A 21,610-nucleotide genomic window follows, 5' to 3' on the forward strand; every position below is an offset into this window, starting at 1 on the left:
CCGTTGTAATTATCTTATTGACCTAATACCCAAGCAAAAATCAATGGAGCCACGATCGTAGCATCCGATTCTACAATAAACTTAGGCGATTCGGTATCCAATTTACCCCAAGTGATCTTCTCATTTGGCACAGCACCAGAATAGGAACCATAAGAAGTTGTTGAATCCGAGATTTGGCAGAAGTATGACCAGAAAGGAACATCATGCCATTCAAGATCTTGGTACATCATAGGAACCACACAGATTGGGAAGTCACCAGCGATACCACCACCGATCTGGAAGAAACCTACACCTTTGCCACCTGAGTTAGCACGGTACCATTCTGTCAAATAGATCATGTATTCGATACCAGTTTTCACTGTATGCGCTTTCAATTCACCTTTGATTACGTATGAAGCAAAGATATTACCTGTTGTTGAATCTTCCCATCCCGGTACGATGATAGGAATGTTTTTTTCTGCAGCAGCCAAGATCCAAGAGTTCTTTGGATCAATTTCATAGTGTTGGTCCAAAACGCCAGATAATACTACTTTGTATAAGAACTCATGTGGAAAATAGCGTTCGCCAGCAGCTTCAGCATCTTTCCATACCTTTTCAAGGTGAACTTGCAATCTTCTGAAAGCCTCTTCTTCAGGGATACAGGTGTCAGTAACACGGTTGTAATGGTTTTCTAACAATTCCCATTCGTCTTGAGGAGTAAGATCACGGTAGTTAGGAACACGTTTATAGTGTGAGTGCGCTACCAAGTTCATCACGTCCTCTTCCAGATTTGCACCAGTACAGGAAATGATAGCCACTTTGTCCTGACGGATCATTTCAGCTAATGAAATTCCAAGCTCAGCAGTACTCATAGCACCTGCTAGTGAAACCAACATTTTACCACCTTCTGCTAGGTGGGTTTCATAACCTTTTGCGGCATCAACTAAGGAAGCGGCGTTGAAGTGAAGATAGTTTTTCTCAATAAATTGAGAAATAGGACCTCTTTGTGTACTCATAATCTTATATTCAAATAAATGTTCACAAAGGTACTGATTTATTCAAGAATTACTGAGCGCTATGCATGCTAAACGCCCCGAATCTCCTGCAATCAAAGAAATTTGAGTGGAAGCTATAATAATATCCATTCGATAGGCATTCAAAAAAGCAGTTAATTCGGCTTATAAGCCTGTTTTTTAACAAATGTTAAAAAATGCTCTTAATTAGGCTTGGAGGCTATGAAATAACCAATCCAAAGGCTCATGCAGGTGGAGACAGACCCAAACAGTAATCCCTTCGATTACATTTGAAGCATTTTTAATGCTAACCGGCAATGGAAATTTCGAGGACTTAAGTTGGTTTTATTCGAGACATATTCCGAAAATTCGCAAAATGTTCACAAAGATGGAGCCAGCAATGTGCTCCGATCTCCGAAGCATTCTCGAATATCTCTCGAATGTGTCTCGAATGAAACCCCTAAAATGGTTAGAATTTGAACTGCAAAAATCGGCCTGTGAAAAGAGGTTGATTGCAGACCGAGCTGGTCAGAAGAAAAACAGCTCCAAACCTTAATTTTTTGGAGCTGTTTTCTCTTATAGAATTTTGCTTGTTACTTTCTCTTTAACAGCTTGGAAAAAAGCCAAAAGAAAAAAACGACAATTACGATCAGGATAAACAATATGATGATCTCATTCGTTCCTAGGTTCCACGTGTCATTATTCAGCATATCGGTATGATTTTAGGAAATTGTCCATTTTTCACATTTCTCCAGGAATGCAGGGTCAATATCCGCTGCTATACCTGGTCCTTCGGTAATCTTGATGGAATAGCCATCATATTGAATTCCGCCAATAACAGGATCCTCAAGATGTCCTACCATGCAGGTATCCAGGTCAAAGAATTTCACGTTAGGCGCAGCATAAGCAAAATGGGTCTTAGCGGCAAGTGCCAAACGGCTTTCCAACATGCCACCGATCATACAAGGGATACCAAATTCTTGCGCAACCGCCTGGATCTTTAAGGATTCCGCAATCCCCGAGGATTTGGAGAACTTAATATTGATATAGTCACAACTGTCTGTCCTGCATAGGCGTTCTGCATCATGATGGTCATAGACAGACTCATCAGCCATGATCGGAACGATGGTTTCAGACCTCAACTGGGGCAATAGATGATCGTTATAGGTACGCATTGGCTGTTCACAGAATTGGATCTTCAAAGGTTCAAGCCCTTTTAATGCTTCCATGGCCTCTTCATAGCTCCAGCCCTGGTTGGCATCGATCCGGATAGGGATATCAAATCCAACAGCTTGTCGGATGGCTTTAATGCGGGCAATATCATCCTGAGGTTTCTTGCCCAATTTTACCTTTAAGGCAACGGCACCATGATCGTGCAGGTCCTTGGCTTTAGCCGCCATTTGTTCCGGGCTAGCGATACCAATGGTAATATCCGTTACGATCTCTCTAGGCTTTCCACCCAAGAATTGATAAAGTGGCACACCTGCTTTTTTAGCTGCAAGGTCATAAAGGGCCATATCAAAGGCCGACTTAATGGTCGCGTTTTTGGCAATGTAAAGGTGCAGTTCGGCCAATCGCTCTTCAATTGCCAAAGGGTCCTTACCGATCCAGATCTTTGCAAAATCCTGGGCCACAGCGATACATGTATTTTGCGTTTCCCCAACAATCATCGGAAAGGCAGAACATTCACCCACTCCGTAAAGGCCTTCATCCGAAATGACCTTCACAAAAGTGTTCTGAGCAAACTCCATCACTCCCGTTGCAATGACAAAGGGTTCCATGGGAATACTCAACCTATAAATTTCAATTTCTTTGATCAACATAATTTATTAGTTCAAATAGCAAATGTAACGAATGATATTCCATTTTTATACGCAAATGGCGAAACAAATACAATTTCAATTATCAAACAGCGTTAAATTTATATTAACCTCAACGTTTTTGATTATTTTTTATCATTATTGCAAATATTTTATGTTTTTATTCATATATTAGCAAACTCGTTTGTTATTTTATCTAATTATCATATTACAATGCAGCAAGAAGGACTTTACAACCCAGCGTTTGAGCACGATGCCTGTGGTGTTGGATTTGTAGCCCACATCAAGGGTCAGAAGTCACATCAACAGGTTAAAGATGCACTTACCATGTTAGAGAACATGGAACACCGTGGAGCTTGTGGTTGCGATCCAGAGTCGGGCGACGGCGCGGGGATCATGATCCAGTTACCTCATGAATTTCTTTGGGAAGAATGTATTGAGTTGGGCATCCAACTTCAGGAACCAGGATATTATGGAGTAGGGATGTTGTTTCTCCCGAAGGAGGAAAGCATGAACCGTATCTGCCGTGATGTCATTGCCGAAGCTGCAAATGAAAGAGGCATGGAACTATTGGGGTTCCGAGCTGTTCCGGTAAATCGAGAAGGCATAGGTCCAACCGCCTTAGGAGCAGAACCAGAAATCGTTCAGTTCTTCATCTCCAGGCCGGCAGGGGTGGCAAACACCGAAGATTTTGAACGGAAATTATTTGTCTTAAGACGCTTAATCATCCAAAAAATCAAACTTCACCAAGAGTACCCCCTTCCACTCTACATCGCTTCTCTATCTTGCAAAACCATAATTTACAAAGGACAATTAACTACTTACCAGGTAGGGTCATATTTTGAAGACCTGAGGGATCCGCGTGTGGTATCGGCATTTGGCTTGGTCCACTCTAGGTTCTCCACCAATACTTTCCCTTCATGGTCACTGGCTCAACCCTTCCGCATGATTGCGCACAATGGGGAGATCAACACCCTGACCGGAAACTTAAACTGGTTTTACGCTGGTGTTAGGGCTTATTCATCCCCATTCTTTACCGAAGAGGAGATGGAAATCCTATTGCCGGTAGTAGACCGCGGACAGTCAGACTCGGCATGTTTGGACAATGTGGTGGAGCTCTTGCTTCATAGTGGCCGTAGCTTGCCGCATGTCATGTTGATGTTGGTACCAGAGGCATGGGATGGCAACGAGCAGATGGACCCACTGAAAAAAGCTTTCTATGAATACCATGCGACCTTGATGGAGCCATGGGACGGTCCGGCAGCATTATGTTTTACCGATGGAAAAATCATCGGTGCGACCTTAGACCGTAACGGTCTGCGTCCATTGCGCTATGCAGTAACTTCAGATGACCGTGTGGTGGTCGCTTCAGAAGCTGGTGCATTGCCAATTGATGAAGCCTTGATCATCAAAAAAGGAAGACAGCAACCGGGCAAGATCTTCGTGGTGGATATGGAAGCTGGAAAGATCCGTTCGGATGAAGAAGTAAAAGGCGAATTGATCCGTCAACAACCTTATGGAGAATGGATCAACAACTATAAAATCAAATTAGAGGAATTGGCAGAGCCAAGGGTAACCTTTACCTACCTGTCCAAGGAATCTGTATTCAAATATCAATTATCCTTCGGCTATTCTCGAGAGGACCTCGAAACGATTCTGACCCCAATGGCCTTGACCGGCTATGAGCCGATCGGTTCTATGGGAACGGACGTTCCATTGGCCGTCCTTTCTGATCAGCCACAGCATATCTCAAGTTATTTCAAGCAATTCTTTGCTCAGGTTACCAATCCACCGATCGACCCGATCCGCGAACGTTTGGTGATGAGCTTGGCAACCTTTATCGGAAACTCCGGCAATATTTTGGTAGAAGACAAGAAATTCTGCCACTGTGTAACCCTTGAACATCCGATCTTGACATCCAGTGAATTGGAGAAACTACGCTCCATCGACACCGGTGTATTCCAGGCTAAAACCATTCAGAGTTATTTCCGTGCTGACGGCAAGGAAGGTTCCTTGGAAGCTGGTCTGGAAAGGCTTTGTCGCTATGCAGACGATGCCGTACGTGATGGCTTTGAAGTGATCATCCTGTCTGACCGGGCGATCGACTCCCAGCACTGTGCTATCCCTTCTCTACTAGCTGTTTCGGCAGTACACCACCACTTGATCAAAACGGGCAACCGTGGCGCCGTAGGTTTGGTCGTTGAAGCTGGAGATGCATGGGAAGTTCATCATTTTGCCTGTCTATTGGCTTTCGGAGCTACAGCCATCAACCCATATATGGCATTGGCAAGTATCCGGACCATGAAAGAGATCGGCCATCTGGAAACCGAACTGACCTGGGATGACCTGAAAAAGAACTATGTAAAGGCCGTATGCAACGGTTTGTTGAAAATCTTCTCGAAGATGGGTATTTCAACCCTGCAATCTTACCATGGTGCCCAGATCTTTGAGGTACTGGGAATAGACAGCCAAGTCGTGGACAGCTACTTCTGTGGTGCAGTCTCCAGAATTGGCGGCTTGAACCTAGATGATATCGCTAAGGAATCCCTGGCAAAACATTGGCGCGGATTTGAAAACAGCAGATCGGCACCTACCCTATTGCCGGAAGGTGGAATCTACCAATGGAAAAGAAGAGGTGAAGGTCACTTATGGAATCCGCAGACCGTGCATTTGTTGCAACAGGCCTGTAGGACAGATGATTTTTCTACCTACAAGAAATATGCAACACTGATCAACAACCAAAAGGAACGTATGTTCACCTTGAGGGGATTGTTGGATTTTGCGAAACATAGAAGTCCGATTTCCATCGACCAGGTGGAACCGGCGAGCGAAATCATGAAACGCTTTGCCACTGGTGCGATGTCCTTCGGATCGATTTCGCATGAGGCCCACAGTACCTTGGCCATTGCGATGAACCGCATCGGCGGGAAGTCCAATACGGGAGAGGGTGGTGAAGATGAAATTCGCTATCAAAAATTACCCAATGGAGATTCCATGCGTTCGGCAATCAAACAGGTTGCTTCGGCACGCTTTGGGGTAACATCCAATTACCTGACCCAAGCGGATGAATTACAGATAAAAATGGCGCAAGGCGCCAAACCAGGAGAAGGAGGACAGCTACCGGGACATAAAGTAGATGACTGGATCGCGAGAGTGAGACACTCTACGCCTGGAGTGGGCCTGATATCCCCGCCGCCACACCATGATATCTATTCCATTGAGGATTTGGCGCAATTGATATTCGACCTGAAGAATGCCAATAGACAAGCGCGCATCAATGTAAAATTGGTGTCGAAAGCTGGAGTAGGTACCATTGCAGCAGGGGTTGCCAAGGCACATGCCGACGTGATCCTGATTGCCGGTTATGATGGTGGAACTGGAGCCTCTCCAATCAGCTCCATCAAACATGCAGGACTACCTTGGGAACTAGGCTTGGCCGAAGCCCATCAGACCCTTGTACTGAACAAACTTCGCAGCCGTGTGGTATTGCAAGCAGACGGACAGATGAAGACCGGTAGAGACTTGGTGATCGCCACTTTATTAGGGGCTGAAGAATGGGGCGTTGCAACAGCAGCGCTGGTAGCTGGCGGCTGTATCATGATGCGTAAATGCCATCTGAACACCTGCCCTGTAGGTGTTGCAACCCAAGATCCCGAACTGAGAAAGCTATTCACCGGAAAACCGGACGATGTCGTGAACCTATTCCGCTTTTTGGCGGAAGAAATGCGCGAGATCATGGCAGAGTTAGGATTTAAATCCATCAATGAAATGGTTGGTAAAGCTCAATTCCTGAAGAAAAGAGAAAACCTAGGCCACTGGAAAGTAAATAAAATCAACTTCTCGGGCATATTACACGTAGCTCCAAACGCAAACGGAGAAACCCTGTACAATACGGAAGAACAGGACCATGGCATGAGCATGATCTTGGATTGGGGATTATTGAACCAATCAAAATTGGCGCTGGAAACCAAGACTCCAGTTTTTGGCACCTTTAAGGTGAAAAACACCGATCGTACCATCGGAACCCTATTATCCAATGAGATCTCGAAGATCTATGGTTCAGAAGGTCTTCCGGACAATACCATCAACTTTAAGTTCGAAGGTTCTGCCGGTCAGTCCTTCGGCGCATTCAATACCAAGGGAATCTCCTTTGAACTGGAAGGCGAAGCCAATGACTACGTAGGAAAAGGGCTTTCAGGAGCACAGTTGGCCATATATCCTGCGAAGGAAAGTAATTTGGTGCCAAAGGATAATATCATTATCGGCAATGTGGCCCTATATGGTGCAACTTCTGGCCACCTATTTATCAACGGAATGGCCGGAGAGCGTTTCGCGGTAAGGAATTCGGGAGCGACTGCCGTTGTGGAAGGCGTTGGTGACCACGGTTGTGAATACATGACCGGCGGAAGGGCCTTGATCTTAGGCGAGACCGGAAGGAACTTTGCCGCGGGAATGAGTGGTGGTATCGCATGGATCTATGACCTTGCGGGCACCTTCAAAGAGAACTGCAACAAGGAAATGGTTGACCTGGATCCATTGGAAACCGAGGATGAAACTGCCATCATTGCCTTGCTGAAACGCCATATCCACCTGACCCAAAGCGAGCGGGCCAGCTTTATCTTGGAAAATTGGGCATCGGAAAAGAACCGATTCATCAAAGTGTACCCAAGAGAGTACAAGAATGTGGTGAACAAAAAATTAGTAACAGCATAATCAAGGAGGAACATCATCATGGGAAAACCAACAGGATTTTTAGAATTTGAAAGAGCGCTTCCTCAGAAAGATGCTGTGGAAAGCAGAAAGCAGAATTATCAAGAGTTTGTTCATTCGTTCAGCGAGGAACAGTTAAATAAACAGGCGGCACGTTGCATGAATTGTGGGATTCCATTCTGCCATTCTGGATGTCCGCTGGGGAATGTGATACCGGAATTTAATGATGCCGTCTATGATGGCAATTGGGAGGAGGCTTACCAAATCCTTTCTTCCACCAACAACTTCCCAGAATTCACTGGCAGGATCTGTCCGGCTCCTTGTGAATCGGCATGTGTATTGGGGATCAACAAAAACCCGGTAGCCATTGAGGAAATTGAGAAGCACATCATCGAGATTGCCTATAAAAAAGGCTATGTAAAACCGAACAAGAGCTATCTGAAGACGGGAAAACGTGTAGCCGTGGTTGGCTCGGGTCCTTCCGGACTTGCGGCAGCAGCACAACTGAACAAAGCTGGGCATGATGTAGTCGTGTACGAAAGGGATGATAAAATCGGTGGTCTGTTGCGATATGGCATTCCAGACTTCAAATTGGACAAATCGGTCATTGACCGTCGAGTCGAGATCATGGAGCAATCAGGCGTAGTATTCAGGACCAATGCCGAAGTGGGCAACAATGTCCCTGCAAGCGAGCTGGATGAGTTTGACGCCATTGTATTGGCTGGAGGTTCAACTATTCCTAGGAATCTGAATATACCAGGCAGGGAACTGAAGGGCGTTCATTATGCCATGGAATTTCTAAAGCAACAGAACAAGCGCGTCGGCAGTTCTCCAATTGAAGTAGAGGAGATCCATGCCAAGGATAAAAACGTATTGGTAATCGGCGGTGGAGATACAGGTTCAGACTGTGTGGGTACATCCAATAGACATGGGGCGAAATCTGTAACACAATTTGAGCTGATGCCAACCCCTCCTACAGCTCGTACGGAAGCCATGCCTTGGCCAAGCTATCCGATGCTGTTGAAAACCACCACTTCGCATGAGGAAGGTTGCCAACGCCATTGGAGCATCAGCACCAAGGAATTTTTAGGTGATGAAGCAGGAAACTTAAGGGCTGCCTTGATCGTTGACCTGGAATGGGAATTGGATCCTTCTGGCAGACCGCTATCCTTTAAGGAAGTGGAGGGATCAGTACGTGAAATCCCTTGCGAACTGGTGACCCTGGCCATGGGTTTCTTACACCCTCAGCATGAAGGACTCTTGACCCAATTGGGCGTAAAGACAACCGATAGAGGAAATGTAGACGCTACGGAAACGGAATACAAAACCAGTGTGGACAAAGTATTTGTGGCTGGCGATATGAGAAGGGGACAATCTTTGGTCGTTTGGGCCATTTCTGAGGGCCGAGAATGCGCCAGAAAGGTTGATGAATACCTGATGGGCACTTCGGTCCTGGAAAGCAAGGAGGCGGTTTATGCCACAGCCTAAATAAGACAATAGACATAAGACACTAGACAAAAGACATTAGACAGGAGAAATTTCAGACGTTTCAAATGGATAATGACAGGATTTTCAAAACATATAAGTGTATTTCCATTTTTTAAAGGGGCTGTAAAAACAGCTCCTTTTTTTGTGAGGTGATTTCAAATAAAATACAAACCAACATCAAACAATACCTATGTCATGATCTTTTACCTTGACCCTAGAAAGTTCTTATGTCTGATGTCTTGTGTCTGATGTCTAGACAAAAAAAAGGTTCCAATCTTTCGATTGAAACCTTAGTAGTAGCGGGGACCAGACTCGAACTGATGACCTTCGGGTTATGAGCCCGACGAGCTACCAACTGCTCCACCCCGCAATGTATTTTAGAATTTCTTTTGGACTGAGCCTCGCGCTCAATCCTTTTTTGTTTTTTAGTAGCGGGGACCAGACTCGAACTGATGACCTTCGGGTTATGAGCCCGACGAGCTACCAACTGCTCCACCCCGCAATATATTTTCTAGAAATCTACGTTGGTATTTGTTAAAAGTAGATTATACTATCTCCGAATTGGAGCACAAAGATATTATTTGTTTCTTTGTAAAACAAATAAAAAATCAAATAATGTCACATAAAGCAGGATTCGTGAGTATCATCGGTAAACCTAATGCGGGTAAATCGACCTTGATGAATGCCCTAGTGGGTGAAAAGATGTCCATCATAACCCCTAAGGCTCAGACAACTAGACACCGTATCATCGGAATTGTCAACGATGCAGACTATCAGATTGTTTTTTCTGATACCCCTGGGGTAATAAAACCAAATTATGATCTTCAAGAGTCCATGATGAACTTTGTTATGAGTTCATTGATCGATGCTGATGTTATTTTATTTGTTACAGACATCCATGAAAAATATGATGAAAACGATGTATTGGAAAAATTAAGGAACACCAGTTCTCCAGTTGCGGTGATCATCAACAAAGTTGATAAATCTTCGGAAGAAGAGGTGAAAGCCAAGATTGCATTCTGGGAAGAGAAGATCAATCCGGATACGGTATTCCCTATTTCGGCTTTGCTAGGCTATAATGTGGAAGCGGTCATGGCTTATATCAAAAGTAAATTGCCGGTACACCCACCCTATTACGAGAAAGACGAACTGACCGATAAGAGCATGCGTTTCTTTGTTTCGGAGATTATCCGTGAAAAGGTATTTAAGCTATATGACAAGGAAATCCCTTATAGCACGGAGGTCGTGGTCACTTCTTTCAAGGAGGAAGCTCATATCACCCGTATTGCAGCAGAGATCATCGTGGAGCGTGATTCACAGAAAAACATTATCATCGGAAAGGCTGGTGCCATGATCAAGAAAGTCGGGACCTATGCCCGTCAGGACATTGAGGAGTTTATTGGCGGAAAGGTCTTCCTGGAACTTTTTGTGAAGGTGCTGCCTGATTGGAGAAGCAAGAAAAACTACCTGAAGAGGTTTGGTTATGAGGATTAAGATAAAACTATATCAATAAAAAAGACCGGCGTTGTGCCGGTCTTTTTTTTATTGAATAGTATTATTCCTAATTACTTCACGATAAAGTTCCAACCAAATGGATCTTCGATCTTACCGTATCTCAAATCATTTAGATACGCCAATACCTTGTTTGAGAATTCACGACCTTCTACCGGAGGAAGGGTATAGTCTTGGCCATTGAAACCGATTCTGTCAATGTGCGTAATGGTTGCAGCGGTACCAGCAGCAAAGGCTTCTGTTACATCTCCTGCTTTGATTCCATCGATCAGCTCCTGTACAGAAACTTTTCTCTGCTCGGCCTTATAACCCCATTTCTCGGCAAGTTCCATAATGGTACGCCTGGTAACACCATGTAAGATAGTGTCTCCATGAGGCGTGATTATGGTATCACCAATACGGAAGATCAAGTTAGCTGTTCCGGCTTCCTCAATGTATTTATGTTCCAATGCATCTGTCCACATGATCTGGTCATATCCTTCGTTGTTAGCCAACTGGGTAGGATAAAGGGACAAAGCATAGTTACCGGCGTTTTTGGAGAATCCAACACCACCTTCAGCAGCACGCGTATAATGTGTCTCTACCTTTAGACTGATCGGTTTGCTATAGTAAGCACCAACAGGACAGGTGATGATAATGAATTGGTAAGATTTAGATGGATGAACACCTAGGGCAGCCTCTGTACCGAACATAAACGGACGGATATAAAGGGCAGTTCCTTCTTTGGATGGGATCCAGTTACGATCTACATCCAATAGCTTTTTTAAGCCGTCCATGAAGATTTCTTCAGGAACCTCAGGCATTTCAAGTCTTCTTGCAGATTTATTGAATCTCTCCCAGTTTTTATCAGGACGGAAGATACTCACGGTACCATCTTGGAATTTATAACCTTTGATACCTTCAAAGATGGCCTGTCCATAATGCAAGGCGGACATCGAAGGGCTAACACTCAGGTTTCCATAAGGCACTATCTTGACATCTTCCCATTGCCCATTGTCATAATTGGCAACCAGCATATGGTCAGACATTATTTTTCCAAAAACTAAATGATCAAAGTCTACTTGCGAAATTCTTGATTGTTGGGTAGGCTCTACTTGAATAGTGAAATTATCTATGGCACTCATATCAAAAAGAATATTTATTGCTGTGCAATTTAGGTAAAAAAAACAAAAGCATAAATGAATTGTGCATTTATAATCGTCCAATCTCCACAAATACAGGCCTTCCCCTTAGATTTCTTATGAATTGAGCATTTTAGCTATAATGAAATATGTATGTTTTCCTATCCATCACTGTATACTGTTTGCTATACAGGCATTGTCCTAATATGTCGAATTCTATTGTTTATTACTTGTTTTCTTTCTCGGTACAGTATTTGGAATAGGGCTTATGCTTTTTAGCAAATCTTTGAAAAGGATTTCTAACCAAGAATTGTAAGTGCAAAAGATGATTTTTTATTTCTGTTTCCGGACAGTCTGCTAAAATAAAATGGATGGTTTGCTAAAAATAAAAGGCATATAATTAAAGGTTTAACTAAGTAATCCGAAAATGGAAAGAGAATCGACTGATTTTAATGCTCAAGCCGCTCCGACAGTTGGAGTTTGGAAATTTATCCTAGGCTTTTTCGTCTACCTGTACAATACCGCAATTCGTCCCAAATAAATAGCTGCTCCGAATAATAAAACATATTATCCATACATCTACTGAACTGCCTAATTAGGCAAAAAAATAATATAATTAAGAAGCTTGGATTAACTTCAATAGTGGATCCAGGTATTCCCTGCTATTAGCCAATCGAGGAACTTTGTTCTGTCCTCCCAACTTACCCCTACTTTTCATCCAGGTATAAAAACTTCCTTTCGCTGCATTATGGATGATAGGAAAGGATAAAGCCATGTTTTTATACCGCTTAGCGTCGTAGTCGGAGTTGATCTCTCGGAGTGTGGCGTCTAGGATTTCGCCAAATCGTTGGAAATCATCTGGCTCTTGCTCAAACTCGATGATCCATTCATGCGCCCCTGCAGTCTTGTCATTGAAATAGACTGGACCAGCCGTATAATCTTGGATAGTTGCCCCAGTAGCTTTACAAGCGACCTGCAATGCCTGTTCAGCATTGTCCACGATCACTTCCTCACCGAAGGTATTGATATATTGCTTTGTCCTTCCTGAGATCTGAAAACGATAAGGAGACAAAGAGGTAAATCGGATGGTATCACCAATCTTGTACCGCCAGAGCCCCGCATTGGTGGAGATGATCAAAGCATAGTTCTTGCCCAATTCCACTTCATGTAAGCAAAGGGTTTTCGGACACTCTTCATTGATCTGTTCCATTGGAAGGAATTCATAATAGATTCCATAGTCCAGCATCAACAGGAGATCCTCGGAATCGGAACGGTCCTGCAGTCCAAAATAGCCTTCGGAGGCATTATAGTTCTCCAGATAGTACATATTATCAGAAGGGATCAACTTCTTGAACTGCTCTCTATAGGGCTTGAAACTAACGCCACCATGGCTGTAGAATTCAAGATTAGGCCATACTTCCAATAGATTATCCTTTCCAGTAATCTCAAGGATACGGTTTGCCATGACCATGTTCCAGGTCGGCACTCCGGCCAAGCTCGTTACATTTTCCTTGATGGTAATCTGGGCAATCTGTTCAATCTTCTCTTCGAAATTAGGGTTTAGGGTCACCTCGATGTTTGGTGTCCGCTTAAACTCAGCCCAGAAAGGGAGATTGCGGATAAGGATGGATGACAGATCACCGTAATAGGAATCCGGGCTGAAATTGTTGATTTGCGATGAACCACCAATGACAACGGATTTTCCGGTGAAGACTTTGTTTTCAGGTTTATTATGGCAGTAGATTGAAAGCATGTCCTTACCACCTTGATAATGGCACTCTTCCAATGCTTCGATACTGACAGGAATAAATTTACTGCGATCGGAAGTCGTTCCTGAAGATTTTGCGAACCATTTGATGTCAGATGGCCAAAGGATATTCTGTTCGCCCTTGATCATGCGATCTACATACACCTTGATGTCATCATAATCCTGGATGGGAACCCGTTCTTTAAACTCATCAGGAGTATAAATACTGTTATAGCCGTATTTCTTTCCCCATTCTGTTGCTTCGGCAGCAGAAATCAGGCTTTGAAACCATTCATCTTGAACGTCGTGGGGATACTTCATGAATAGATCAATCTGATGCATCCGCTTTTTCATTATCCAAGTAAAAAGAGAATTCAATAAAGCCATAGGTTAGTTTTATGCTATATTTTATTTAGAATTTTTTACGTCTTAATTCGAAATGTCTACCCAAATAGAACTTACGGGCAAGCTCGTTGTCGGCAATTTCTTCTGGCGTACCGGTCAACATGATCTTCCCTTCCGTTAACAGGTATGCTCTATCGGTAATGGAAAGAGTTTCCTGAACGTTGTGGTCAGTGATGAGGATTCCGATATTTCTGGTCTTTAATTTGGCTACGATCGTTTGGATTTCTTCCACCGCAATGGGGTCAACTCCTGCAAATGGCTCATCCAAAAGGATAAAGTGAGGGTTTGCAGCTAGGGCTCTGGCAATCTCAGTCCTTCTACGCTCACCACCCGATAAAAGGTCACCACGGTTCTTGCGCACGCGGTGCAGACTGAACTCCGTCAATAACTCTTCTAGTTTTGCTTTGCGTTCTTCTTTGTTTGGGTAATGGATTTCCAATACGGCAAGGATGTTGTTTTCAACAGAAAGTTTCCTGAACACAGAAGCCTCCTGCGCAAGATAACCAATACCACGCTGCGCACGCTTGTACATGGGATCTTGGGTAATTTCGAGATCATCTAAGAAGACATGACCATCATTTGGTTTAATCAATCCAACGATCATATAAAATGAAGTTGTCTTTCCAGCACCATTTGGACCTAAAAGACCTACGATCTCTCCCTGTTCAACATGGAAGGATACATCGTTTACTACTGTTCGCTGTTTATATTTCTTGATTAAATGTTCTGCTCTTAGAATCATGTGAATAAACCCTTATTTGCAAATATATTTTTTAAAATCGAATTGCCTTTACATTTAATTGCAAATTCTTCTTGCCTCGCCAAGAGTTTTCCTCAATATTGAAGCAAATATCAAAGGCTTTTCCCGAATTGATCAGGTCAGCATACTCGCCTAACCCGAAACCAATACATTCAAATATAGTAGAATCCTCCTGTTTTACGGAAAACTTAAGGTGTGTACTGCCAACGATATAGGCATTATAACCCATGGTTACCCCTTTGCTGATGAAGGTTGGGGCTTCATTTTGAGGGCCAAAAGGTTGGAATTGTTGCAATATCCTGTAAAATTTAGAATCAATCTCTGCCAACCTGATTTCCTTTTCGATGGAAACCTCCTGCTGTAGCATCTCCGGTTTGATGCTCTTGCTGACTACTTCTTCAAAACGCTGTTGAAAGAGACCGATATTGTCGGTTGGCATGGTTAATCCAGCGGCATATTTATGACCTCCATATTGATCCAGCAGATCACTGCATTCACTTAGTGCCTCATATAGGTCGAAACCCAGCACCGATCTTGCAGAGCCAGCGATATGACCATTGGTATTCGTCAGGATAATGGTGGGTCGATAATATCTTTCCGTCAATCGGGATGCGACGATACCGATCACTCCTTTGTGCCAATCCTCTTTATATAGGACGGTAGTTTTTCTGGTTTGCAGGTGGGCGTTGTTATCCAGCAGAGCCAATGCCTCTTCGGTAATTTTCAGGTCATAGCCCTTTCGGGTATTGTTCTGATCGTCAACACTGGCAGAGAACACTGCAGCTTCAGCCAATGTCTTTGCAATCAATAATTTGACGGCATCCTTTGCATGGTCAATCCGTCCGGCGGCATTGATACGCGGACCTATCTGAAACACAATATCGTTAACCGTAAAATGTCCGGATTTATGGGTAGAAAGATTGATCAGGGCCTGAAGACCGCAACAAGGGTTGCTGTTCAGCTTTTTCAATCCGAAATGGGTCAATATTCTATTCTCACCAGTAATGGGAACAATATCGGAGGCAATACTAACCGCCACCAAATCCAAGTATTGGTATGCCAATTCCATCGGCATATCATTTTGCTTGATGAATGCTTGTATGATCTTGAACCCGATACCGCAGCCTGAAAGTTCTTTGTAGGGATAAGGACAGTCATTTCGCTTGGGGTCAAGTACCGCCACAGCATTCGGCAGCTCATCTCCAGGTAAGTGGTGATCACCGATAATGAAATCAATGCCCTTCGCATTCGCGTACTCAATCTTATCGACTGCTTTGATACCACAGTCCAAGGCAATGATCAAGGAGAATCCATTCTCCTTTGCATAATCGATACCTCTATTGGAAATACCATAGCCTTCTGCATAGCGATCCGGAATATAGAACACCAGGCCGGTATGGAAGTCGCGAAAGAAACTATAGACTACGGAAACGGCGGTGGTGCCATCGACATCATAATCACCATAGATCAAGATTTTCTCCTTATTCCCGATGGCACGCTCAATCCGGTCGATTGCGCGGTCCATGTCTTTCATTAGAAAAGGGTCGTGGAGATTGTCGATAGAAGGGCGGAAAAAGTCTTTCGCTTGGTCAAAGGTTTCGACCTCACGGTTTATTAAAAGTTCTGCAATTATATGGTTTACACCCAGCTCCTGTTGTAGCTTCTTCGCTTGCTCTACGTTCTTTTTAGGTTTCAGCACCCACCTTTTTTGCATATCTTTGCCTTCTAATAAACGTGTAAAGATACATTATATCAGGGGACTTACCTAATGAGGAGCCCGATGTAAAATGATATGCACACATAACTGTCAAGATAACAAACAAATACAAATGGCTCGAGCGCATTCACTATTTGAAGGTTCCTACTCTGTAGATATAAGCAAGCAATTTATCCCCTTCGACCCAAAAAAAGATGATCCAAAAGATAGACCAGGATCGTTGTTCATTCATGTCCACCCCTTTTTAATTGAGACAAAAGACGGCCTTATCGTCCTTGATACCGGCCTAGGATTACGCAATGAAAACGACGAGTTGGTCATCCACGAGAATATCAAAAAACTAGGATTTTCAATAGATGATGTGCGGTATGTACTGATGTCTCATCTTCATAAAGACCATGCAAGCGGCATGGTGGACATCAAGGATGGCGTGAAGCGTTTGGCATTCCCAAATGCTGAATATGTCATCCAGGAACAAGAATGGGAAGCAGCTTACAGTTCCGAATCCCCTTCCTACCGTACTGAGGTTTTTGATGTACTGCAAAGAAGCGGGAATATCCTGTTTGTGGATGGCGACGGACAATTGACTCCAGAGATCCGCTATGAACTTTCAGGCGGTCACAGCGAGTTCCATCAGGTATTCCATGTGGAGACCGAAGGTGAACATTTTTTCTTTGGTGGAGATGAATTACCGGAACCTGAGGAAATCTTCAGGAGTTTTATCGCCAAGTACGATTTTGATGGCCGAAAAGCACGAGACCTGAGGGCAGAATATTGGGCTGCAGGTGCTCCTGAGGGATGGGTATTTTTATTTTACCATTCAAAAAATATCGCGGTAGGACGGCCTGAACAGAAGCCAGACGGCAGTTATAAGATTGTAAATGCCGAATAATCCATTCATAATCGATATATTTGAGGATAACGAAAAATAATTTATCTAATTTTTAATTAAATAAAAGGAAATCATGTCGATAGTTAGAGAAAGTGACCTAATTGGTATCGGTAAGAAATACCAAATTGAAACTGATGCTGGAGACAATATGGTGGTTGTCATCCACGATGACGGACGGAGAGAGTTATACCGCCATGAGGATGAAGATAACGAAACCCACTGTGTGATGACATTGTCGGATGAAGAGTCTCGTCAGGTTGCCGGAATCTTAGGAGGGCTATCCTATAAACCCAAGGCATTGGAAACCATTGAGGTGGCATTGGACGACCTTCGCATTGAATGGTATAAGGTTGGCGAGTCTAATGACGGGGTCAACAAGAGTATCGGACAATTGGAAGTAAGGCAACGCACCGGAGCTTCCATTATCGCCGCTATCCGCGAAGAGGAAACAGTCATTAACCCAGGACCCGACTATGTCATTACTCCGGGAACCACCCTGGTAATCGCCGGAAAGCAGAAGAACATCAAACTTTTAAAGGAAATATTACTATAAGAATTATATGCACAGTAACCTCATCATAGAAATAGGAATCGCAGTATTATTGGTAGCTTCAGTTGGCCTTCTTGCCAATAGACTAAAATTTTCGGTGATCCCCTTTTTTATTGTGATCGGAATGGTACTGGGCAATCAATCTTATCCAAAATTCGTAGCAGACTTCTTGGCGAATGTCAACAACGAGAACTTAACCTCAGCTGTCGACTCGGTTTGGTCCTTTTTGACCTTTACCGAAAGTAAACCGTTCATAGACTTTATGGGGCGCTTGGGTGTGTTATTTCTCTTATTCTATTTAGGGCTCGAGTTTTCGGTCGGTAGGCTAATCAAATCTGGAAAATCCATTGTTGCAGGTGGTAGCATCTATGTTGTCCTCAACTTTTTTTCTGGCCTCTTGGTGGGATGGATGATGAACCTTCCTTTCAAGGAAATGATGGTCCTATGTGGTATCATGACCAGTTCCTCTACGGCCATTGTTGCCAAGGTACTGACAGACCTGAAACGGACGGCTAATCCTGAAACCGAGGTAATCATGGGGATGATCATGTTTGATGACCTATTTATCGCCATGCATATTTCCTTCCTCTCAGGGTTGATCCTAACGGGTGGCGGATCATTCTGGACCGTTGCTGGGACTTCCCTATTGGCCTTAGGTTTTATCCTGTCCTTCCTGATCCTAGGCAGGAAACTTGTCCCATTCATTGACAAGCTCCTTCAGGAGAAATCCTCGGAGTTATTTATCCTGATCATATTCAGCTTGCTGTTTGTCATTGCTGGCTTCTCTGAAACCATACATGTGGCAGAAGCCATCGGAGCCTTGATGGCAGGATTGGTTTTTGCAGACTCCAAATACCTCAAGAAAATCGAAGGAATGGTCTTGCCGTTCAAAGACTTCTTTGGCGCCATGTTCTTCTTTAGCTTTGGTCTTTCCATTGATATGTACAGCCTTGGAGGTGCCGTAGGCTGGGCAACATTTGCCGCTGCCATTACCATAGTAGGCAACGTGGCTTCTGGATATTTTGCTAGCCGCTTCTCGGGATTGAAACCCAAAAACTCAGTAGACATCGGCTTTACCCTATCTGCGAGGGGAGAATTTTCCATTATCATGGCCAACATTGGTAAAGCAGGTAAACTCCTGCCCGTTATCCAATCCTTTGTGGTTGTCTATGTCCTGATCCTTTCCATTATTTCACCCTTATTGACCAAGGAGTCTAGAAATATCTGGAACAAGCTTGCCGGACAAGATGACACCGTCAAGAAGCCGAAGAAAAAGCTCAGCGACCTCGAAGCCAGTATTCAGGAGAAAAATTAATCTTCAGTCTACATCTTGGCATCCATCAGCTTCTCAGACTTTGTTTCAGGAGCGCCCATTTCCATCTTAATGACGAATGCTCGCTCTGATTTAAAATCAGCAGGAATAATCACATCGTAGTAGGTATTCTTATCCAGATCAAGTCCAATATCGGCATGCTTGACCTGCAGCTTCTGTCCATTGGTGAGCAATACAGCTGATACCGGAACTTCCGTAGCCTTTTTAGGGATAGCAATCCTCGTAATATTGTTAACCGGCCTATTGAATACCGTTAGATATAAATGCTTATCCTTTTGCGTTAAGTAGCCTAATTTCGTTTTTGGAAGATTTGCATGCCTCACCCCGTAAACGGCCTCAGCATTCACTTTCATCCAATCCCCCAGTTCCTTTGCAATCTTATCCTCTTCAGGATGCATCAACCCTTGACCATCAGGCCCAAAATTCAATACAAAGTTTCCGTTCATGGAAACTGTATGCATCAACATGTCCAATAGGTCATCCGTGGTCTTGGTATAGATTCCTGACCAATCTTTCATATATCCCCAACCATTGGGAGGAATGGTCATGACCGCATCCCAATCATTGCCATCGAGCCATTCAAATTCCTGCGGCAACTTTCTTTCCCAGCCCTGTTCATAATCGCCAAGGATCTTCCCATTGCTATCAAAATGCCTTTTGCCATGTTCATCATTTCTAAATCGAGACCCGATAATCAAACCCGGATGCTTTGCCCGCAGTTCCTTTTCCAGATTGTAGGTAAAGTCATAAGCCTTGACCCAGGATTGATCCCAAGTACCATCAAACCAGAAACCCTTAATCTGGGGATAGTTTGCCAACAGTTCCAACAGTTGATTTTTAGTGTACTGTAAGAAACGATCGTATTTCTTCTTTTCTTCCTCTGTCTTGGGTTCCTTGGAAAGATAATCAGGATTGTTCCATTCCAGAATGGAGAAATAAAGATATACATCGATTCCTTCAGCCGTATAGGCATCTACGACTTCCTTTACGATATCCTTCTTATAAGGTGATTTGGTGATATTGTACCCTGAATATTTGGTTGGCCACAAAGCAAAACCATCGTGGTGCTTAGTGGTAAAGATCATGTATTTTGCACCCATATCCTTAGCTTGCTTGGCCCATTTCTTGGCATCAAAGTCCTTGGGATCAAACTTTTTATATAGGTTATCATAGGTTTCTTTCCAATTCTTAGGCGCAGTTGGACCCGACCAGGTCCTGATCCATTCCGAGGCAGCAGCACCTTTTCTGGCGCTCACCCCTTCCCATTCATTCCCAGGAATGGCATATAAACCCCAATGGATAAATTGGCCAAGCCCATAGTTCCGGAAGGCTTCCATATCGGCATCCGTACGGTGCTCAGGCGTCAGGGACCCATATTTCACTTCGGTATGTGCTGTGGGTTTAACCTTTGGTCCTGTCCATTGAGCATAGGCGTATTGACTAAAAGTCAGGGCTAATGCTGCAAGGAATATCGGTTTTAGTATTCTGTTCATTGGTATAGATCAATTCACGTTTTAGATTTATATGAATCTAATATACTGAATTCATATAGCCCCCAAGCTATCAATCGATTGCATGAATAGCGAAATGGTTTTCGTAACAAAGTCAGTAAGTAGAATTACCCGAATACAGGTATTTACCCTTTTTTCATTAAGCAATACCTTTGAAACATCACATAAAATCAATCCTGTAAAAAACATGAAAAAGAAAATCAGCATGCCAATTGTCGTATTATTATCCTTAGTATTAGCTTTCGCAGTAAGCTCCTGCAGCAAGGACGACAAAGACAATGACATAGAAATTGTAGAGGACAAACCCGGTAAGATACCAGGACTTGGGAATACCGATGGCGAGCCTACTGGCCAAAAATATAGCCTACCTGAAGGCATCGAACTGCAAGGAGAGATCACTGGATACGAAGGCGATATAAATACGACAGCCAGAGCTAGGTCTAAAAAAGCGATGGTAGCAAGGAGATCATCCGACTTAAAAGCGGAAGTCCCTGCAGATCTTTCTCCTGATTTCTCACGCGGAAGCGGTTATTTCGTCAGATTGGGAATCAAATTGAAAAACAGCACCTCAACTACTAAAAAACTGGAACTACCAGCCGGTCTGATTATCAAATCCAGATCTGGAGACTATCAAAATGGTGTGCTTTTGAAAAAAGTGAGCATCGATATCCCTGCAAACAAGATTATTTATCTGGATTTACATATGTACTGTGGAAATGAAAAAAAATCAGCTTCTTCAGAATATGAAAAATATGACTTAGCTGTTATTTCCAACTCCTCAAGCCTTCATGATCTGATCAATAGACTAAAGAACAAGAAAATCAATATTGAACAATATTACAAGGACAATAAGGTGGATCAAAGTTATAATGCTTTAGTGGGCAAACTTCAGGATATTCTTTGGACCATCACCGATTCGGAAGATGGACTGAATGAAGATGACATCAGGTATATCAATGAATACTTACCGAATGACTAATTCACCTATAACTAATAAGCATAAACTATATTTGAAAATAGCCCTCTCTGGGCTATTTTTATTTTTTTAAGTT

The 21,610-nt window shown here is 43.4% G+C and carries 14 protein-coding genes and 2 tRNA genes; 7 read left to right on the forward strand and 9 right to left on the reverse strand.

Annotated features, from left to right (window positions below):
* Positions 1 to 14 precede the first annotated feature (14 nt).
* Positions 15 to 995 carry a deoxyhypusine synthase family protein gene (locus NLF99_RS01420; protein ID WP_254526498.1) on the reverse strand — a complete coding sequence of 327 codons (981 nt, stop codon included), beginning with the start codon at positions 993 to 995 and terminating at the stop codon, positions 15 to 17.
* Positions 996 to 1,714: 719 nt separating this feature from the next.
* Positions 1,715 to 2,815: a mandelate racemase/muconate lactonizing enzyme family protein gene (locus NLF99_RS01425; protein ID WP_185211244.1), complete on the reverse strand. Its 1,101-nt coding sequence runs from the start codon at positions 2,813 to 2,815 to the stop codon at positions 1,715 to 1,717.
* Positions 2,816 to 3,025: 210 nt separating this feature from the next.
* Here NLF99_RS01425 and gltB point away from each other — a divergent pair, with 210 nt between their 5' ends.
* Complete coding sequence (gltB, locus tag NLF99_RS01430) at positions 3,026 to 7,525, forward strand: glutamate synthase large subunit (RefSeq protein WP_254526499.1); 4,500 nt, start codon at positions 3,026 to 3,028, stop codon at positions 7,523 to 7,525.
* Positions 7,526 to 7,543: 18 nt separating this feature from the next.
* Positions 7,544 to 9,010 (forward strand): glutamate synthase subunit beta, encoded by a 1,467-nt coding sequence (locus NLF99_RS01435; RefSeq protein WP_185215930.1) that lies wholly within the window; start codon positions 7,544 to 7,546, stop codon positions 9,008 to 9,010.
* A gap of 297 nt (positions 9,011 to 9,307) precedes the next feature.
* Here NLF99_RS01435 and NLF99_RS01440 read toward each other — a convergent pair.
* Positions 9,308 to 9,380 (reverse strand) — tRNA-Met (locus NLF99_RS01440).
* Positions 9,381 to 9,439: 59 nt separating this feature from the next.
* Positions 9,440 to 9,512, reverse strand: a tRNA-Met gene (locus tag NLF99_RS01445).
* A 113-nt stretch (positions 9,513 to 9,625) separates the two neighbouring features.
* Between NLF99_RS01445 and era the strand changes: the two genes are divergently transcribed.
* A complete protein-coding gene (gene era / locus NLF99_RS01450; protein ID WP_185215929.1) occupies positions 9,626 to 10,504 on the forward strand; it encodes a GTPase Era in 879 nt (292 codons plus the stop codon).
* A 71-nt stretch (positions 10,505 to 10,575) separates the two neighbouring features.
* On the opposite strand, the gene NLF99_RS01455 is transcribed toward era, so the two are convergent.
* The 4 genes from NLF99_RS01455 to recJ form a co-directional block, all read right to left on the reverse strand.
* On the reverse strand, positions 10,576 to 11,646 hold the full coding sequence (locus tag NLF99_RS01455) for a branched-chain amino acid aminotransferase (protein WP_185211248.1): 1,071 nt from the start codon (positions 11,644 to 11,646) through the stop codon (positions 10,576 to 10,578).
* Positions 11,647 to 12,259: 613 nt separating this feature from the next.
* Entirely contained in the window at positions 12,260 to 13,777 is a 1,518-nt protein-coding gene (locus NLF99_RS01460) for a GH3 auxin-responsive promoter family protein (RefSeq protein WP_254526500.1), read from the reverse strand.
* 25 nt (positions 13,778 to 13,802) lie between these two features.
* The gene (gene lptB, locus NLF99_RS01465) at positions 13,803 to 14,537 is read right to left on the reverse strand and encodes an LPS export ABC transporter ATP-binding protein (RefSeq protein ID WP_185211250.1); all 735 of its coding nucleotides are present in this window, start codon (positions 14,535 to 14,537) and stop codon (positions 13,803 to 13,805) included.
* A gap of 31 nt (positions 14,538 to 14,568) precedes the next feature.
* Positions 14,569 to 16,269, reverse strand: coding sequence for a single-stranded-DNA-specific exonuclease RecJ (gene recJ, locus NLF99_RS01470; RefSeq protein WP_254526501.1), 1,701 nt, complete (start codon positions 16,267 to 16,269; stop codon positions 14,569 to 14,571).
* Between the two features lie 115 nt (positions 16,270 to 16,384).
* Between recJ and NLF99_RS01475 the strand changes: the two genes are divergently transcribed.
* The 3 genes from NLF99_RS01475 to NLF99_RS01485 all read left to right on the forward strand — a co-directional run bounded on the left by NLF99_RS01475 (position 16,385) and on the right by NLF99_RS01485 (position 19,029).
* A complete protein-coding gene (locus tag NLF99_RS01475) occupies positions 16,385 to 17,164 on the forward strand; it encodes an MBL fold metallo-hydrolase (protein WP_254526502.1) in 780 nt (259 codons plus the stop codon).
* Positions 17,165 to 17,237: 73 nt separating this feature from the next.
* Positions 17,238 to 17,717 (forward strand): cation:proton antiporter regulatory subunit, encoded by a 480-nt coding sequence (locus NLF99_RS01480; protein WP_185211253.1) that lies wholly within the window; start codon positions 17,238 to 17,240, stop codon positions 17,715 to 17,717.
* A gap of 7 nt (positions 17,718 to 17,724) precedes the next feature.
* Positions 17,725 to 19,029 carry a cation:proton antiporter gene (locus NLF99_RS01485; protein WP_185211254.1) on the forward strand — a complete coding sequence of 435 codons (1,305 nt, stop codon included), beginning with the start codon at positions 17,725 to 17,727 and terminating at the stop codon, positions 19,027 to 19,029.
* Between the two features lie 8 nt (positions 19,030 to 19,037).
* Here the strand turns inward: NLF99_RS01485 and NLF99_RS01490 are convergent, their stop codons facing one another.
* Positions 19,038 to 20,540, reverse strand: a complete 1,503-nt coding sequence (locus NLF99_RS01490; protein ID WP_254526503.1) for an alpha-L-fucosidase — start codon at positions 20,538 to 20,540, stop codon at positions 19,038 to 19,040.
* A 205-nt stretch (positions 20,541 to 20,745) separates the two neighbouring features.
* On the opposite strand from NLF99_RS01490, the gene NLF99_RS01495 reads away from it, so the two are divergent.
* The gene (locus tag NLF99_RS01495; protein ID WP_254526504.1) at positions 20,746 to 21,537 is read left to right on the forward strand and encodes a hypothetical protein; all 792 of its coding nucleotides are present in this window, start codon (positions 20,746 to 20,748) and stop codon (positions 21,535 to 21,537) included.
* Positions 21,538 to 21,610 lie beyond the last annotated feature (73 nt).

It is taken from the genome of Sphingobacterium sp. LZ11T8 (assembly GCF_024261425.1).
Classification (GTDB): Bacteria; Bacteroidota; Bacteroidia; order Sphingobacteriales; family Sphingobacteriaceae; genus Sphingobacterium.

Coding starts and splice junctions, on each gene's coding strand:
- NLF99_RS01420 (WP_254526498.1), bottom strand. CDS start 995: ATGAGTACACAAAGAGGTCCTATTTCTCAATTTATTGAGAAAAACTAT.
- NLF99_RS01425 (WP_185211244.1), bottom strand. CDS start 2,815: ATGTTGATCAAAGAAATTGAAATTTATAGGTTGAGTATTCCCATGGAA.
- gltB (WP_254526499.1), top strand. CDS start 3,026: ATGCAGCAAGAAGGACTTTACAACCCAGCGTTTGAGCACGATGCCTGT.
- NLF99_RS01435 (WP_185215930.1), top strand. CDS start 7,544: ATGGGAAAACCAACAGGATTTTTAGAATTTGAAAGAGCGCTTCCTCAG.
- era (WP_185215929.1), top strand. CDS start 9,626: ATGTCACATAAAGCAGGATTCGTGAGTATCATCGGTAAACCTAATGCG.
- NLF99_RS01455 (WP_185211248.1), bottom strand. CDS start 11,646: ATGAGTGCCATAGATAATTTCACTATTCAAGTAGAGCCTACCCAACAA.
- NLF99_RS01460 (WP_254526500.1), bottom strand. CDS start 13,777: ATGGCTTTATTGAATTCTCTTTTTACTTGGATAATGAAAAAGCGGATG.
- lptB (WP_185211250.1), bottom strand. CDS start 14,537: ATGATTCTAAGAGCAGAACATTTAATCAAGAAATATAAACAGCGAACA.
- recJ (WP_254526501.1), bottom strand. CDS start 16,269: ATGCAAAAAAGGTGGGTGCTGAAACCTAAAAAGAACGTAGAGCAAGCG.
- NLF99_RS01475 (WP_254526502.1), top strand. CDS start 16,385: ATGGCTCGAGCGCATTCACTATTTGAAGGTTCCTACTCTGTAGATATA.
- NLF99_RS01480 (WP_185211253.1), top strand. CDS start 17,238: ATGTCGATAGTTAGAGAAAGTGACCTAATTGGTATCGGTAAGAAATAC.
- NLF99_RS01485 (WP_185211254.1), top strand. CDS start 17,725: ATGCACAGTAACCTCATCATAGAAATAGGAATCGCAGTATTATTGGTA.
- NLF99_RS01490 (WP_254526503.1), bottom strand. CDS start 20,540: ATGAACAGAATACTAAAACCGATATTCCTTGCAGCATTAGCCCTGACT.
- NLF99_RS01495 (WP_254526504.1), top strand. CDS start 20,746: ATGAAAAAGAAAATCAGCATGCCAATTGTCGTATTATTATCCTTAGTA.